The sequence below is a fragment of the Bradyrhizobium sp. 132 genome (genome assembly GCF_023074185.1).
Lineage (GTDB): Bacteria > Pseudomonadota > Alphaproteobacteria > Rhizobiales > Xanthobacteraceae > Bradyrhizobium.
Genome location: NZ_JADPKY010000030.1, coordinates 1 through 14579 on the forward strand (window position 1 = coordinate 1; position 14579 = coordinate 14579).

At 54.0% G+C, this 14579-nt stretch carries 11 protein-coding genes and 1 pseudogene; 8 read left to right on the plus strand and 4 right to left on the minus strand.

Annotation, left to right across the window (positions count from 1 at the left end; all coding sequences use genetic code 11):
• Window positions 1-217: 217 nt before the first annotated feature.
• Together IVA74_RS04215 and IVA74_RS04220 are read left to right on the plus strand one after the other, a co-directional pair.
• Window positions 218-670 carry a hypothetical protein gene (locus tag IVA74_RS04215; RefSeq protein ID WP_247340153.1) on the plus strand — a complete coding sequence of 151 codons (453 nt, stop codon included), beginning with the start codon at window positions 218-220 and terminating at the stop codon, window positions 668-670.
• On the plus strand, window positions 667-1146 hold the full coding sequence (locus IVA74_RS04220; protein WP_247340154.1) for a hypothetical protein: 480 nt from the start codon (window positions 667-669) through the stop codon (window positions 1144-1146). Before IVA74_RS04215 ends, IVA74_RS04220 begins: the two co-directional genes overlap by 4 nt.
• A 143-nt stretch (window positions 1147-1289) precedes the next feature.
• Here IVA74_RS04220 and IVA74_RS04225 read toward each other — a convergent pair whose 3' ends face one another.
• A complete protein-coding gene (locus IVA74_RS04225) occupies window positions 1290-1961 on the minus strand; it encodes a hypothetical protein (protein WP_247340157.1) in 672 nt (223 codons plus the stop codon).
• Window positions 1962-2591: 630 nt separating this feature from the next.
• Window positions 2592-3637: pseudogene (locus IVA74_RS04230) on the minus strand (IS110 family transposase).
• 88 nt (window positions 3638-3725) lie between these two features.
• Between IVA74_RS04230 and IVA74_RS04235 the strand changes: the two are divergent.
• A complete protein-coding gene (locus IVA74_RS04235; RefSeq protein ID WP_247340159.1) occupies window positions 3726-3920 on the plus strand; it encodes a hypothetical protein in 195 nt (64 codons plus the stop codon).
• 132 nt (window positions 3921-4052) lie between these two features.
• Window positions 4053-4274, plus strand: coding sequence for a hypothetical protein (locus IVA74_RS04240; RefSeq protein WP_247340162.1), 222 nt, complete (start codon window positions 4053-4055; stop codon window positions 4272-4274).
• A gap of 184 nt (window positions 4275-4458) precedes the next feature.
• Here the strand turns inward: IVA74_RS04240 and IVA74_RS04245 are convergent, their stop codons facing one another.
• A complete protein-coding gene (locus tag IVA74_RS04245) occupies window positions 4459-4962 on the minus strand; it encodes a TIR domain-containing protein (protein WP_247340165.1) in 504 nt (167 codons plus the stop codon).
• Between the two features lie 515 nt (window positions 4963-5477).
• Between IVA74_RS04245 and IVA74_RS04250 the strand changes: the two genes are divergently transcribed.
• A complete protein-coding gene (locus IVA74_RS04250; protein WP_247340167.1) occupies window positions 5478-6470 on the plus strand; it encodes a hypothetical protein in 993 nt (330 codons plus the stop codon).
• Between the two features lie 138 nt (window positions 6471-6608).
• Here IVA74_RS04250 and IVA74_RS04255 read toward each other — a convergent pair whose 3' ends face one another.
• Complete coding sequence (locus tag IVA74_RS04255) at window positions 6609-8996, minus strand: metallophosphoesterase (RefSeq protein ID WP_247340168.1); 2388 nt, start codon at window positions 8994-8996, stop codon at window positions 6609-6611.
• A 626-nt stretch (window positions 8997-9622) separates the two neighbouring features.
• Here IVA74_RS04255 and IVA74_RS04260 point away from each other — a divergent pair.
• The 3 genes from IVA74_RS04260 to IVA74_RS04270 all read left to right on the plus strand — a co-directional run bounded on the left by IVA74_RS04260 (window position 9623) and on the right by IVA74_RS04270 (window position 14578).
• The gene (locus tag IVA74_RS04260; RefSeq protein ID WP_247340169.1) at window positions 9623-11080 is read left to right on the plus strand and encodes a metallophosphoesterase; all 1458 of its coding nucleotides are present in this window, start codon (window positions 9623-9625) and stop codon (window positions 11078-11080) included.
• 7 nt (window positions 11081-11087) lie between these two features.
• Window positions 11088-13109, plus strand: coding sequence for a CHAT domain-containing protein (locus tag IVA74_RS04265; RefSeq protein WP_247340175.1), 2022 nt, complete (start codon window positions 11088-11090; stop codon window positions 13107-13109).
• A gap of 143 nt (window positions 13110-13252) precedes the next feature.
• Window positions 13253-14578, plus strand: coding sequence for a TRAFs-binding domain-containing protein (locus tag IVA74_RS04270; RefSeq protein WP_247340177.1), 1326 nt, complete (start codon window positions 13253-13255; stop codon window positions 14576-14578).
• Window position 14579 lies beyond the last annotated feature (1 nt).

Sequence of the window (14579 nt, forward strand, 5' to 3'; positions counted from 1 at the left end):
ATAATCTGTTCTTCCGTAAACCTGGCTCGCTTCATCTGTCCGTCCTTCAGAAGGCCGGACTCTAACTTCAACCGGAGGAAATCGGCAGGGGCAGGTCACCTCGCGACAACACCGCCGCGGCATAGGCGGGGGATATTGGGCGCTGAGCCCAACCGTCGGCCACTGACTAGCTGTCGCTTATGCTAAACGCTTTGGACTCCTAACCAACAGCCGGTCCGTGGGCATCGAAATGCAGACTTGGAAACAATTTGAAGAGACGGTCGCACAATCAATCCGCGACAACAGCGTCATATTCCTTCGCCGCGCGGCCAACGAGATCGCGAACCATGACGACCGGGGAGACAAGGCATTCGATCACGAGACGGGCACGATCGTGACCGTATTGACCCAGATGTCACTGGAGCTTGCGGTAGCCAGTTTCTTGGTGAAGCACGATGGGCTCGAATCGATCCTCGTGAAGCCAAAACGGTTCACAGACGATCAGATAAGGGAGAAGTGGCTGGACAACGAGCTTCGGACGAAAACATTTGAAGAATACCGGCAAATTCTTGAGGCCAAGCATCTTGGAATCTATTCCGTTTTTGAAGACATCAATCAACAATTCCAGCAATCACGCAACAAGATCATGCACCTCCATTTTCGATTCGAAGAGGGGATCTTTATGACTTGAAGTTCGAGTCGACCTTCATGCTCATTCACATCATCACGCAGTTTATTTTTGAGGATGACTATAACCACTCCGACAATATCGCCAGCCTGCTTTCGCCAGATTTATTCAAGAAACTCGTTCGCTTTCCGCCATATCAATATTACGTCAAAAAGCTAGCTGAGGACTATTCGCGTGTCGTTCTGCGCTGTCCCAAATGCGAATGCGTCGCGTTCTCTGACGTTGAACGCAAGTGCTTCGCATGCACATACGAGGATCCCGCTCTCAGGCTGCTTGACTGCCCAAAATGCTCAGAGCGAAGCGTCATGTATGACCACCTGAACCTGGATATTAATAAAAAGCTCGCAGGCAAGTGCCTGAAATGCGGGTCCATGCATGAGGTGTTCAAATGCACTTCCTGCGATTGTCCGACTGTGGGCGTCGCACCTTATTTGCATTGTGCGTTTTGCGCCGAAGATGCGCAAGAACAGAAGGCATGAAAACGAAAGCCTCCTTCTCGCAAGGGCGGGAAGAAGGCGTCCGAAGAATAGCCCACCTTCCGCTCGCCGCAGCCACCGACGCTGTCATATCACATCGTGACTTCACCACCAACGCTCCGAGAAAAGATCGCGCCATAACGTTGTCACCAACAAGGGATCGTCTTCGGGAATGTCATTGGGGTTGGCCGTGATGTATCCAAGAAACCAGCCAAAAGTCGGGTCCTCGTAGAGATCGACGGGCGAATATGCGTCGGCCTTGTAGGCGATTTGCGCAGTATCGCCGATGATGCCAACCACAGTGTAGCAGGCGACCGCCAGCGCGGAGCAGAAATACGACCTTTGTTCGAACTCGGCCTTGCTGGTGACTTTGCCGTAGTCGCGGCACGGATCTCTTGCAGTTCCTCCTCGAATTTCGTTCTGGTCTTTTTGTATTTGAAGATTCCGCGCCAGTCGTATTGGCTGTCGCTTTTGACGAGTGCGTCGGCGAACTCCCTCAGGGCTTGGATTCGTTCATCGCCAAACTTGAATTGGCTTCGCAACACGCCAATGATGTAATCCTCCTTGTCGTCCTCGGACAAGCGGTGCTTTTCAATCTTCGGATCGCCCGCCTCTATGATCTCGCCATTGCCCAGATAGACGGCGGCGTGGGTATACGGACTTCCGATCTCGTCCGAAACCCTCTGCGCCAGGGCGTCTGGCTCAACTGCTCGGAATAGCAGGATGTCGCCAGGCAGCAGGTCGGCGAACTCCAGAAGCAGGCCGTCGAGAGACGCTTCCTCCCGCAATGGGTCCTCGTTCGAGGTCCTGTTGGTCATTTGTGGCCTCCCTGTTGCCTGTTGGCAGATGCCTGCCATTCCATGGCTAGCGAAATCGGAAAGCGAGGCCAAGGCCTAGGTCAATATGCGCTGGGGTTTGGCCAGCGACTTTTTCGAAAGCCGCATCCTTGGACGGTTCCTGGCGATCTTCCAACATGAGCAGCGTTCTTCGTATCGTACGATGGGTTGGACGAAGCGAAGCGGAGGCGCAGAGATGGCACCCGCGGTCGGGGCAGTGATAGCGACGCCGTAAAGCGGCGGGCTCTTCGCGCGAGTGCCTCCGGCGAGCAACACATGATGAGCGCGAGGATCGAAGCCGTAAGGCCGAGACCCTCTTGGGGCTCGGTTCATATGTGGACGGCCCCCGACTTGCAAGGATTGGCTTGGGCAGCATGCTCGGATCGCTTGCGCTCATATGTCCGGCCTACGATTGGGTCTGCGACCACTGGCCAAGATGGGCTTCGCGAACAGTGAGATCCAAACACGAGAACCGCATTTGCTGCCGGTGAACCGAGCGGAAACTCTCCCTGTTCGGCTTGCGCCGATCACACCACCTCTTCCTATCCTGCAAGTTCCAGCCTTAGCGTCAGACCTGCGGTGCTGACGCCAAACTTTGCATTTCGTTCAGGCCTATATCGGTGTTGGCATTGGAACTGCGTTGCCAATGGGTCGATAGCGCTCCCCGCTGATCATCAATTTCCAAGCGATCCGAGCCATCTTGTTGGCCAATGCTACCGCGACGAGTTTTGGTGGCTTCCGCGCGATTAAAGATTTTAACCAAGGCCACATCCTACTGCCGCCCCGGCGTAGGTCGCCGATGACCGCGGTAGCGACCGCGACTACGACGCTTCTTAGCATCTCATCACCGGCGCGCGTGATAACACCGAGCCGGTTCTTGCCAGCCGTCGAGTGGTTTTTTGGCGTCAAGCCGAGCCAGGCCGCAAAGTTTCTTGCCGACTTGAAGCCGCGCGCGTCTACGACCTTTATTGATAGCAACGTCGCGCCGATCGGACCAACTCCTGGAATAGCCGCCAGTCGTCGGCTCATCTCGTTACCCCGATGGAGTTGCATGAGCTTCTTGTCGAGCGCGGCGATCTGATCATCAACACGTGCCAGTTCGGTCGCCAACGCCTCAACCAACTCCATTGCCAATTCGGGGACTGTCGCGTCGGCCCGAATATCGATCAGCAGTTGCTGAAGCCGCGAAAGCCCCTTGGGCGCGGTAAAGCCGAACTCTGCGGCGTAACCGCGGATCGAATTGGCGAGCTGGGTGCGCCTACCGATGAACTGGGTACGCACGCGCGTCAGCATCTGTGCGCCCTGTTGCTCGGGACTCTTGATCGGCACAAAGTTCTTGCGCAGTTTGGGTCGACTGGCCGCCTCGCAAATCGCCTCGGCGTCGCAGCGTCGGATTTCCCGCGCTGTACGTACGGTTTGACATATTATGGCGGGATCATCGCCACCTCATGCCCCAGCGATCGCAGCTCCCGCGCCCAATAGTGCGATGCTCCGCAAGCCTCCATCGCGACAAACGCAGGCGGCAAACGACCGAAGAACGCCAGAACCTGACTGCGTTTCAACTTACGTCGCAAGACCGGCTGCTCCATCCGGTCAACGCCATGCAACTGAAATACGCTCTTTGACGTGTCCAAACCGATGCGAACAATTGTTTCCACGGGCGGTTCCTTCCTTTGAGGTCATCGACGACCCCATCTTGCCACGCAGACCGGCGGACGGGGGCCGTCCCCCCAACACGAGAGCCCGGTGCGGTTCACCGCACGCGCCAGAGCGGTGACCAGGATTGCGATCGGTTCCAGCATTGATTCAGTTGTTGACGCCCCATTGGAGAAAAATGAGATCGCAACCAACGCAGCGGATCAGAACGAAGTGGCGGTACCGATTTCATTACCTTCTCGCACGGCCTGCTCGATCTTCCTTCGCATGATTGCGTCAGCATAGCGCCGCCGAAGGCGGATGCGAGACCGACTGCTCCCGCCGAGCGGCTCAAGAGCGAACCTCACGACTCGTTGGTATCAATTTTGCATTTGTGATATCGTCTCAATGTTGTGCATGTCGATCCACGACATGTGCATGTTCACTGAGCCAGTTTTTTACAGAGGGCGACATGGCCAAGAAAGCGAAGAAGGCAAAGAAGACCGCGAAGGCAGCTACCAAGAAGGTGGCAAAGAAGACTTCAAAGAAAAAGAAGTAGTCGTATCTGCGACTGAAAGATTGCCGCCTGCGAGTCGTAACTCGGACGCAAAGCGAAACCTCTCCAAAGGATCTGAAATGTCCTTTGCAGCCGTTTGGTAGCGCGGCAGGGTAAGATAAGGCCGGCCCTTTGTGCAGCTAACCACTGCATAAAGGTCCGGTTTTTCGTTTCTGCCCCGGCGAGGGGCATGATCTGCTCTTGCGCGAAGGATCGATGCCGCATGGCCGCGACGCTCTTGCGGCGCGTTTCACGAGAGCCTGGTCCGCGAATGCGGCCGCGCCCGTATCAATATCCGACCTTTGCGGCTTTTAATGCTTCAACAATACGATCTCGCTCGAAACTTGTGGCCCATGCGGTGCCAACATTCAAGAGACCAGCGGGAGTAGTATTGTCTTTTGCTAGCTTGATCGCCGCCAATTTGAGCTTTACGTCAGATTGTTTCGCGCGATCAATTTCCCATGTCATCCATTTGCTCTTGCTGCTTTTGGCACCGACAAGAACCAAGAGGTGAGTGGCACTCTTCATTTTCGTCGTAAGCGCTGCCTTCACGGCCGCCGCGTCATTGGAATCTATAGCTACATCCGGCCCGCGACTGTCGAATTCGAAGTCAAAATCCGAGTTGGCGTCCCAAGCCTGCAACAGTCGCTTATAATTCACGTCTTCCGAATGATCGTAGCTTACGAACACCTTTGTCTTAGCCATTTCAATTTCTTTCCGGTTTCGTGTCTGAACTTCGTTCAGCACAAATGGAGCAAAACGCCAAAGCAGCGCACCTTGTGCGCACATCATCCTTCGCTCTTCTGCGCCTCCGTGCAACTATAAATGTGCTATCACACATTCGCTCGTCTTGGCTAGGCAGTCCGGTGACCTCAAGACGGATACCCGATCCGCGAAATTATTGTCCGAGCCTTCACAAACCAACGATGCCGAAACGCAATCACTTTGGCTCATTTGGGGCCAAATGCTGGATGAAGGCGGTTAGACACGCGTTCAACTCAGCGCAGAACGCGAGGAAATAACGATCAATGGGCTTCCTGCCTTCGGAGCGTATTTGCCCGAACTGGAACGGCCGGGCCTTGTCGAAGGCAACAACCTGGCTGTCGACCGCTACTCAGCAATTTTGCTGATCTCGCGTCTTGCACCGCAGCGACATTGCCAAGGGCGAGCCACCCTTTGACATGCGACGGTACAATCCTAGCGGCTAAGCCCAACTCTAGCAAAGCCCGGCCCTACGGAGGTATAGATGCCCATCGCCCGAGCGCGACGAAGCATCGTGTTAATTTCGTACATGGCGGATGCGGCGGATGTGGTACAACCAACCTGAAGTAAGATTTCTTCTTTTTCTCTCAGCTTTTGCCCTATGCATTCCGGTCGCGGCCATGATCTTTGTTCAGCTGAAGCTGCTGGGCAAAGCCGAGAATGATGAAGGCAGCGCAAATAGAGAACGAAGATTAGCGAGGCTTTATAAGGTCTTTGACGCAGTATACCTGAGCTACACCCTGCTCGTCGTAGCCGTCGCAGTCGTCGTGGGGTTGAACTCGATTGGCTTCGATTCGATAAAGGTATATTTTTTGCCGATGGGTTTTTCGGGCACCCTATGGGTTTTAAATGGCAGGAATAAAAAATCATCCGAAGCGGCCGCTATATTAGCAAAGGTCCTGTCTGGCTTTTCTGAATATGCCAGAAGAACGGGGATATCGGGTGTTCAGCTTGCGAACGAAAGTGTCACCAAGAGCTGGCCTCCATTCGCATTGTTCTTGAGATCCTTTCATCTCGAACAACACTCGCCCAACCCTTTTGCGAAAGATTTTAAAGAGAATGAGCACGAGAGGAGATTAGTTCACCTCGTTGAGGGAGAGACAAAGCTATTTGTCCTGGGTCTCGGAAAAGAAGTCCTTTCGGGCGCAGCCCGGTTACAGTTGTCCAGCGAACTAAACTGGAAAGAAGCCGTTTTCTGGCTTGCAGCCGCCGCCGACGTCATTTTCCTTTGGCCCGGTTCTACAGACGGCACCATTTGGGAAATAAACATATGCCTTTCTCACTTTAGCCGAAAGACGATTTTTTATGCTCCAAAGCTCGATCCATACTTCATGAGCGACGAGGACAAGCAACTGCTCAAGGAGTTCTCTTTTATGGCCGACGTTCTGCGAGAGGTGGGCTTCGAAACTCCCATGCTCTTTGGGGAAAATACCTTCTGGATCTACGCCGGCGATAAGACGTTTCGAGCGTTCAACAACGCGGTCGAATCCTGCGCTTACGTGCATGAGAACGCTTTGGAGCAACGGACATCAAACTGAGAGCGGAGCAATGCGCACGCTAGTGGCCGATCGTCTCGGCGCCTTCGCCAGTCGCCTATGGACACAACATGCGCTGGGAGCCCTCTGTTCTGTCGTCTGGGCGGCTCGAATGCTCGGCGGCAACGTCCGTTTGGCATTCTAGCCGCCCAAAACATTCCAGATCCGAGTCGTTGCCCATTCGGCATCCGGATGTAGCGCCAGCTCCCGCCATTCTATTCTGACGAATTCTACCGTTGGACTGCGATTTCGACTGACAAATTCCAACACCTGAAACTGATTGCCTGTTGAATGCTCCAGCTCAGACTGACTAACCCCGCAACTGCCGGCGCCGCACACGATCAGAGACTTGATATGATCCTGTGAGTGACGGTCTCGCACGACCGTTTCACGCAGCTGCGGTCGATGCTTGTGGCCGTGGAGCACAACGTCGAATCTGCGTCGTTCCAAGAATCGCTCGAAGATACCACCGTCTCGGATGGTAGACATATCCATCCAGTGTTCCGCACTCCCAACCGGGTTTGCAAAGTCTGGGTAAGGATGGACGTGATGGTGCACGACAGCGATACGAATAACGTTGTCGGAGATATCGAGCTGATCGAGAAGGGTTGCGACCTTTCGTTGCTGTGCTTGCGAAATGAATCCATAGTGATGCTGTTCCGTTTCATAAACACAGGAATTGAAAGAGACGAAGAGTAGTCCCTGCTCCTTGTCTAAGCGAACCGACACAAGATCAGACGGCTCGGGCCGTGGAGTCATCACGCTGAAATCCCACGTGACTAGTGGGTAAAGCTCCCGGAACAACAATGGGCCGTAAAACTCTCGAAGGAAAATGAGATAAGGGTCGAATCGCTCGGCCTTGCTAATCTGTGATTTCGCCCAGTTAATATCGTGATTGCCGGGACAGAACACAAACTGCCGCGGGTCTAGCTGGAGTGCGTCGCGAAGATCTGCAAACAGTTTTGCGGCCTCTTTGAACTCCTCCGATGTGGCGGAATAGACAAAATCGCCTGACGCAACGATCGTTACAGGTTTGCCGACCAAACGAAAACGTCCCTTTGGATCGGCCAGTTCGGCTCGCAAGTGTTTTGCAAGAGTTTGGGAGTAGTCACCGTCAAAGAACCGATGCATGCTATGCTTAGCACCATCCTCGCCAAGTCGGTTTCCAAAATGAATGTCAGACAGATGGATTATGGTAGCAAGCGGACCCGTCGGAGTCGTTTTAATTGATCGTGCAGAGCTCTCCCCAGGTTGCGCCAATTCTGTGGTGACAGAGACAGACAATCTACGCAAGTTCGATGCTATTTCTTTGGCTTCCAAGCATCGAAAGCCTTGATCTCCTAAGAGGTCCAACTGATCAGCAGGTGAATTGAGAACGGTCGGATCTCCTGATAGCCTTGCGGCTTCCAAAAAGAAGTTGAGGGCGTCCGCCGGTTGCCCCAAGACAAACGCGCACTCGCCTAAGACGGCAAGGCACCACGGATCAGTCTTGGCATTCCCACTCGCCAGAACACCATCAAAAAGTTCGCGATAGAGTATTAACGCCGCTGCAGTATCTTGCTTATCAGCGACCTCGGCAATAAGCGTCATGCCGGCATGAGCAACGCGAATGTAGAGGGATCCCGGCGCTAGCCGACGAGCCTTGTTATAGCACTCGGCCGCATCCTTGTAGCGCCCTGCTCGCTTCAAAAGACCACCAAGCATCCCCAACGTTTCGGGGTCGGACGGATTCAACTTAAGGGCATAGCGAAACTGCTCTTCCGCCGCCGCATAACTCGGGGGGCCGGCGTTTCGCAAATACCAACCGTGACGCCGATGCAATTCGAAATCGTCGACTTTCTCGGAAATAGCACGAAAGCCGATGGTTGCAGCCAAACTCCAATTCCCATGGGTTGAAATGCGATCCGCTAGATCGATGAGCAAGTAGGCCGGCAAAGGCGATTGTTCGGACGCCCAATGCCAAATGGCTACGAGCTGCTCTTGTGTTGAAGCCCTCGAAATTTTCTGCCGGAGGTCTGCTTCGAACCCCGATTTATCTAATGGACTCGGTATAGTGCCAAGGTCCCTCAGATGCGACAGGATAGGACTACGCGCCCCTACAGCATTCGCATTTTTTACGGAGTGGGAAAGCTCGGTAATTTGAGCCGCAGTGAACGGCGCACTGGGATAATCGTAAAAAACAACTCTTTGGTCGTGGATATCGAACGGCAACAACGTTCCAAAGCGAGCGATAAGAATCGTGGGACGTTCTGTAAGAGATTGACGGATCCCTAGCTCGAAGTAGACGTTCGGGTTCGCGGACGTTAAATCTGCAATGACGACGTCTGACGACGCTAGGCGTTTAATAATCTGTCTGCTTATCGGACCCGTGAATGAGATTTCATCGATACGGCTACACTCCCAGCCGAGGACCGTACAGGCAGGCACAATGAATTTTTGATAGACCTCGTCAAAATCGGTTGTTTCCAGCGGTTTTGCAGGATCGACGGTCTTCTTACCAAAGGGCATTATTACAAATACACTGGGCATTGCGTGCGCCTATACGTCAGCAGCGATCGCCTGCACAAATTTGCTGGCGCTTTCATTTCTTCACGGTATCATGCCATATTGCCAGCGTCAGCCTCCGACCAACATTCGTTTTCCTCGGACTTCAGCACTCTCTTCGGCGCAGAACCCGGGTCGCTATTCCCCAAGGCCTGCGGGATATGCCATCGAGTGACCTAGGTTGCAGCTGTTCGAAATTGGACAGCCGACAATCATCGCGCGATGTGGCTCATTGGATGATTTTCTTGAATCCGACCCTGACCGCATAGGCGACTTGCGCGAGACAAAAGCCGGCAATTTTGGCCTACTTTGACCATAGCGGGTTTTACTTCCCTCGCAAATTGTTACAATCTAGGATGGCAATAGATGTATAGTGTCCGACGCAGACGGTCCTTTGCATTATCGGAAGCAAGCATCAGATTTTGTGCAACGGAGAGGTTTTCATCGGTACCGACCGCTGTGCCACTAATATAGATTTTGAATCGATTGAAACGGTACGCACGTTCGAAGTTACCGGTATCCATGGATATCTTTTCAAACCATTTTGATAAATTCGTACGCCCTCACTGACGGGACTACAGCGCACAGGTACTGTGCTATCGGGAGAAGGCATGTCCGTCTGGTCGGAGAACATCGCAAACTTCGATGAGCTTTATTCCATATCGGATCTCCATATGGGAGGTTCCGGAACGAGCTCTCAGATTTTTGACTCTGGTGCGGAACTAGCAAAGCTCATTGATTATCTGCGGACGAAGCCGGGGAAGATTGCCCTCGTGATCAATGGCGATATGGTCGATTTCTTAGCCGAACCCAAAGCAAAAGCATTCGATCCTACCGGTGCGGCAATTAAGCTGACGCGCATCGCGAATGACCCTGCATTCGAGCCAGTCTGGACTGCTCTAAAGAAACTGGTTCGTACAAAGGGCCATCGGCTGGTGATCACCCTTGGCAACCACGATCTTGAGCTCGCGCTGCCGTGGATGAAAGAATGCCTTCTTGATCTGCTTGCAGCTGAAGATGATTCCGCGCGGGGTCGCATTATATTGGCGTTCGACGGAGCAGGGTTTCTTTCCCGGGTCGGGAATGCCACGGTTATGTGCGTTCATGGCAACGAGGTCGACGATTGGAATATCACAGATCATGAAACGATTCGGCGTTTTGGTCGTGACTTGCAACAAGGACGTTCGGTAACGTCGTGGATCCCGAACGCCGGTACGCATCTTGTGATCGAAGTAATGAACGATATCAAACGACGATATCCATTCGTCGATCTGCTAAAGCCAGAACTGCAGGCGGTTATCCCAGTGCTTTTAGCGATTGCTCCCGATAAACGTGATCGGATCCTTGGTGCGTTTCCCGTGCTCAAGCGCCTAACGATGGACAAATTGCGCCGCGCAACCGGTCTACTAGGTGCGGAGGATTGGCCCGAGGATTTAGGAATGGCGGGATTGACGAACACCATTCGACGGCCCGCGATGAACTACAACGCTTTAATGATGGCGGTCGAAGATCGCGTGTCACGCGGCGTAGAGCCCATGTCGCTCGTTCCTGATGTGGAAGCGAATCAAAAACTTGGAGGATTGGATGCGGCATGGAATTGGATGCGAGGAAAGGATGCTCGGGACACACTGCGCATGGCCCTTGAAAGTCTTCAAAAGGATCGAAGCTTCGAATGGTCTCAGCAGGATGACACGTTCTGGCAGCTCGATGAGATGATCGGCGCGGACGTTGACTTCCTCCTGGCCGGCCATACCCACCTGGAAAGAGCTCTTCGGCGTAGAAAGACAAACGGCTACTATCTAAACAGCGGTACTTGGGCACGCTTGATCCGACTAGAAGCGAAATTCCTCACCGATTCTGCGGAGTTTGCTAATGTTTACGCTGCCCTTGTGGCTGGTTCGATGACGGCTCTCGACCAAGCTCCTGAATTAGTAATGCGCCGTCGCACGGTCGTTGCTATCCGCCCGAGCGAGGCCGGTACGCGAGGCGAACTATTGCATTGGACTTCGATCGGCAGCAAATTTGACTTAGCCCCGGTCGACCCGCAAGCCGGCATGACCAAGGTCTGATGACGCTATGCGCACAATCACCCTCGAGCTTCTCCGGCATGGCTCGGCCCACAACCAGCTACTTTCACCTCTTACTCCCTATCTGGCTTTATGCGAAAACCACGGTGCAGTAACTATCCACGTTCCGTTTGAGCATAATCAATTCCTGCATCGGCTTGATACTCTCGGATACCGAGCGACAGACGATGCTCGGCTATTTCAGATCAAGGACACCGCCGCAGTGCTCGGTCAAATGCTCGGCTTGGTGCCCGGCTTGGCCGCAGAGGCGAGTAAACGTGACGGCAAAGACGAGCCGTTGACACACCTTCGATTGATCATTTCGGCCTCGGAGCTTGCACTACTGCCTTTTGAGTTGGCCGACTCGCCCGCCGGACTTCCGGGAGCCGGCCAGCACCTGCTGCTGCAGCCGCAAATGCCGATTTGCCTTACGCGAGAGGTACGTCGCGCGACCGAGGAAGGCGTAAGCTGGCCTGACCGTAAACCACGCATACTGTTTGCCGCCGCCGCCCCGCCGAACGTGGGTGACATCCCACTTGAAGCACATCTCCTCGCATTGCGGCGAGCGATTGAACCGTGGGTAAGATATTTCGACGTTAACGACGCGAAAGCGCGTTCAGAACGGGTCGACGCACATCTGGTCTTCTTACCGGAAGCGTCTGTTGAAGCGATAGAGGCGCATTGCGCCTCATCTAGCTTCACTCACATTCATATTCTAGCACACGGCATCGAAATTCAGGAAGGACACGACAAGCGCTACGCTTTGGCCCTGCACAATGCGCGCAACCGAGAGCAAATGGACCCGATCAGCGGAGCACGTCTGGCCACGGCTCTGCGTGCATCCGACCGGACCGGAGCAGATGGTCTCGCGCGGCCTGCTGTTGTTACGCTGACGAGCTGCAATTCCGGCAATGTTGGTTCAGTCGCTGGCGCTGGTGCCAGTATTGCGCACGCGTTGCACGAAGCCGGCATCGCAATGGTAGTTGCCGGTCAGTTTCCGCTTTCCTTTGAGGGATCCGTACGGCTAGTAGAAGTTCTTTACGAGGGATTGCTTTGGGGCGCAGATCCGCGCCATTTGCTGTACGATCTGCGCCGACGACTCTATAGCCAGTTCCGCTCCACGCACGATTGGGCAAGCCTCACGGCTTATCTCTCGTTACCGCAGGCATCCGAGGTTCAGCTTTCGAAGATAAGAATCAATCAGGCCATGGAGAGCATCGATGCAGCCATGAGTCATGCCGACGAGGTGACACGTCGTACCTCCACCAGGATTCGTAGCAAGCGCAGCCTAGCGAAGCAGCAACGGCAGGATGACGTCGATCCAGGTCGCTTGTTTCAAGACGCTCGATCACGAATGTCTGCAGCCAAAAAGAGACTCAATGATCTTGTCCACGATATTCCAGAACAGGGCCCCCTGATCTGTGGACTTCTCGCGAGCACAGAGAAGCGTCAGGCCGAGGTTCTCTACAGGGCAGGCATGCTGCCCGAATCCAACAAGTTATTAGTGAATGCGCGTGATCATTATTGGGACTCGTTCCTAACCGACCGCACACATCATTGGGCTGTTACTCAATATCTTTCCTTGGCATTGATAACCGCACGAACACGCGGTTCAATGGAGGCGGACGTCAATCCAGGATTTGGTGATGCAGGGCAAGTGAGACCGGAAAAAGGTCCTAAGGAGCTATGGACGTTAGCTCGCATGCTTTCGCTTTACGATCTGCACCACGAAGATCGTGAAGCTCGTGGTTGGGCCCACGGCAACCTGGTCGAACTTTATCTTTTGTCTCTGCTCCCAGACATCAATGGTATGCTTCCAGTCGGCGTAGCCGAGCATCGTGCCATTGAGCACACGGACTTGTTGGTCGATATCGCTGGATGGGGATCTTTCCAGGTTTATTCGACCCGACGCCAGATGCTGCGTTATCTCGAATGGTACAGCCCACTAACGGGCGGCTACTTCTCGCCTCTCACGGACCTTGCTGAACGGATCTTCGATCGATTTCCTTCTGAGGTCGAAGAGCGATTCTGAAGGGCCTACCAAGGTGCCGTTCGAAGGCGATCGACATTCGAATGACAATTTCGCATTGTTGCATTATCTTCAGGAGATGGGAGATGCTTAATCCTTTTGACATGTAAATGATCAGCGAGCCTGAAGGGCGCGAGGCGAGTTAAATGAAACCGTTCTGCTTCGTACTTATGCCTTTCGGTAAAAAACTCGACGATAGTGGTCGGATGATTGACTTTGACAAAGTCTATCAAGACATCATCAAGCCAGCGGCTGAAACGGCCGAACTCGAACCGATCCGCGCTGATGAGGAGGTCGCTGGAGGCATCATTCACAAACCCATGTTTGAGCGGCTCATGCTGTGCGACTATGCTATCGCGGATCTCACTACGGCTAATGCTAACGTCTTCTACGAGCTCGGCGTCCGTCACGGCATTCGACCGCACAGCACGGTACTAATGTTCGGGCGAGGCATGCGGTTACCATTCGACGTATCGCTGCTGCGAGGGATTCCATACGACTTAGATTCAGTTGGAGCACCAGAGCATCCGGAAGCTGCACGAACGATTCTCATTGAGCGGTTGAATGCGTGCCGGGATCCGAAGGAAGACAGTCCACTCTTCCAACTCGTAGCGGAGTGGCCCAGGCCAGACATAGCTCGACTTAAAACGGACCGCTTCAGAGAATTGGTAGGGTACTCGCAGGAATACAGAAGGAAGCTTGCGATAGCGCGGACGGCGGGCGTTGAGGCCGTTGCTCGCATCGAGCACGAAATCAACGTGCTCGACGCTGATCCCGCAATTGTTGTTGATCTGTACCTGTCGTATCGCGCCGTCGAGGCATGGAACCGGATGGTTGACTTGGTCGGACGTATGTCGCCGGTTCTTGCACGAAGCGTGATGATTCGAGAGCAGCTTGGTTTTGCCCAGAACCGGCTCGGCCGGTGGAAGGAGGCAGAGATCGTGCTGCAGCAAGTGATTGAAGAAAACGGCCCGAGCAGCGAAACTAATGGTCTCCTTGGACGTGTGTACAAAGATCGATGGGAGGGTGCAGATCGGAAGGGCCGACAGGCGGAAGCCCGGGGATATCTGCGTAAAGCAATCCAAACCTATCTCGCGGGCTACGAGTCCGACTTACGCGATGCCTATCCAGGCATAAATGCGGTAACTCTAATGGAAATGGAGGATCCCGTAGATGTTCGACAAGCGGAGCTTCTTCCGGTAATCCTTTTCGCAGTTCGGCGTAGACTTGTGTCGAAGGTTTCGGATTATTGGGACCATGCGACTCTTCTAGAGCTAAGCGTGCTCCAGAGGGATCAGGTCGGTGCAGCAGTCGCGATGGCAGACACGCTTACGAGCATCCGGGAGGTTTGGGAACCGAAGACCACCGCTCGCAACCTCCGTCTTATACGAGAAGCAAGGGCAAAGCGCGGGGAAGATTCCTTCTGGATCGCCGCCCTGGAGAAGGAGTTGCTCAATGCCCCTGCTCCATAAC

Coding starts and splice junctions, on each gene's coding strand:
- IVA74_RS04225 (WP_247340157.1), bottom strand. CDS start 1,961: ATGACCAACAGGACCTCGAACGAGGACCCATTGCGGGAGGAAGCGTCT.
- IVA74_RS04240 (WP_247340162.1), top strand. CDS start 4,053: ATGTTCACTGAGCCAGTTTTTTACAGAGGGCGACATGGCCAAGAAAGC.
- IVA74_RS04245 (WP_247340165.1), bottom strand. CDS start 4,962: ATGATGTGCGCACAAGGTGCGCTGCTTTGGCGTTTTGCTCCATTTGTG.
- IVA74_RS04250 (WP_247340167.1), top strand. CDS start 5,478: ATGTGGTACAACCAACCTGAAGTAAGATTTCTTCTTTTTCTCTCAGCT.
- IVA74_RS04255 (WP_247340168.1), bottom strand. CDS start 8,996: ATGCCCAGTGTATTTGTAATAATGCCCTTTGGTAAGAAGACCGTCGAT.
- IVA74_RS04260 (WP_247340169.1), top strand. CDS start 9,623: ATGTCCGTCTGGTCGGAGAACATCGCAAACTTCGATGAGCTTTATTCC.
- IVA74_RS04265 (WP_247340175.1), top strand. CDS start 11,088: ATGCGCACAATCACCCTCGAGCTTCTCCGGCATGGCTCGGCCCACAAC.
- IVA74_RS04270 (WP_247340177.1), top strand. CDS start 13,253: ATGAAACCGTTCTGCTTCGTACTTATGCCTTTCGGTAAAAAACTCGAC.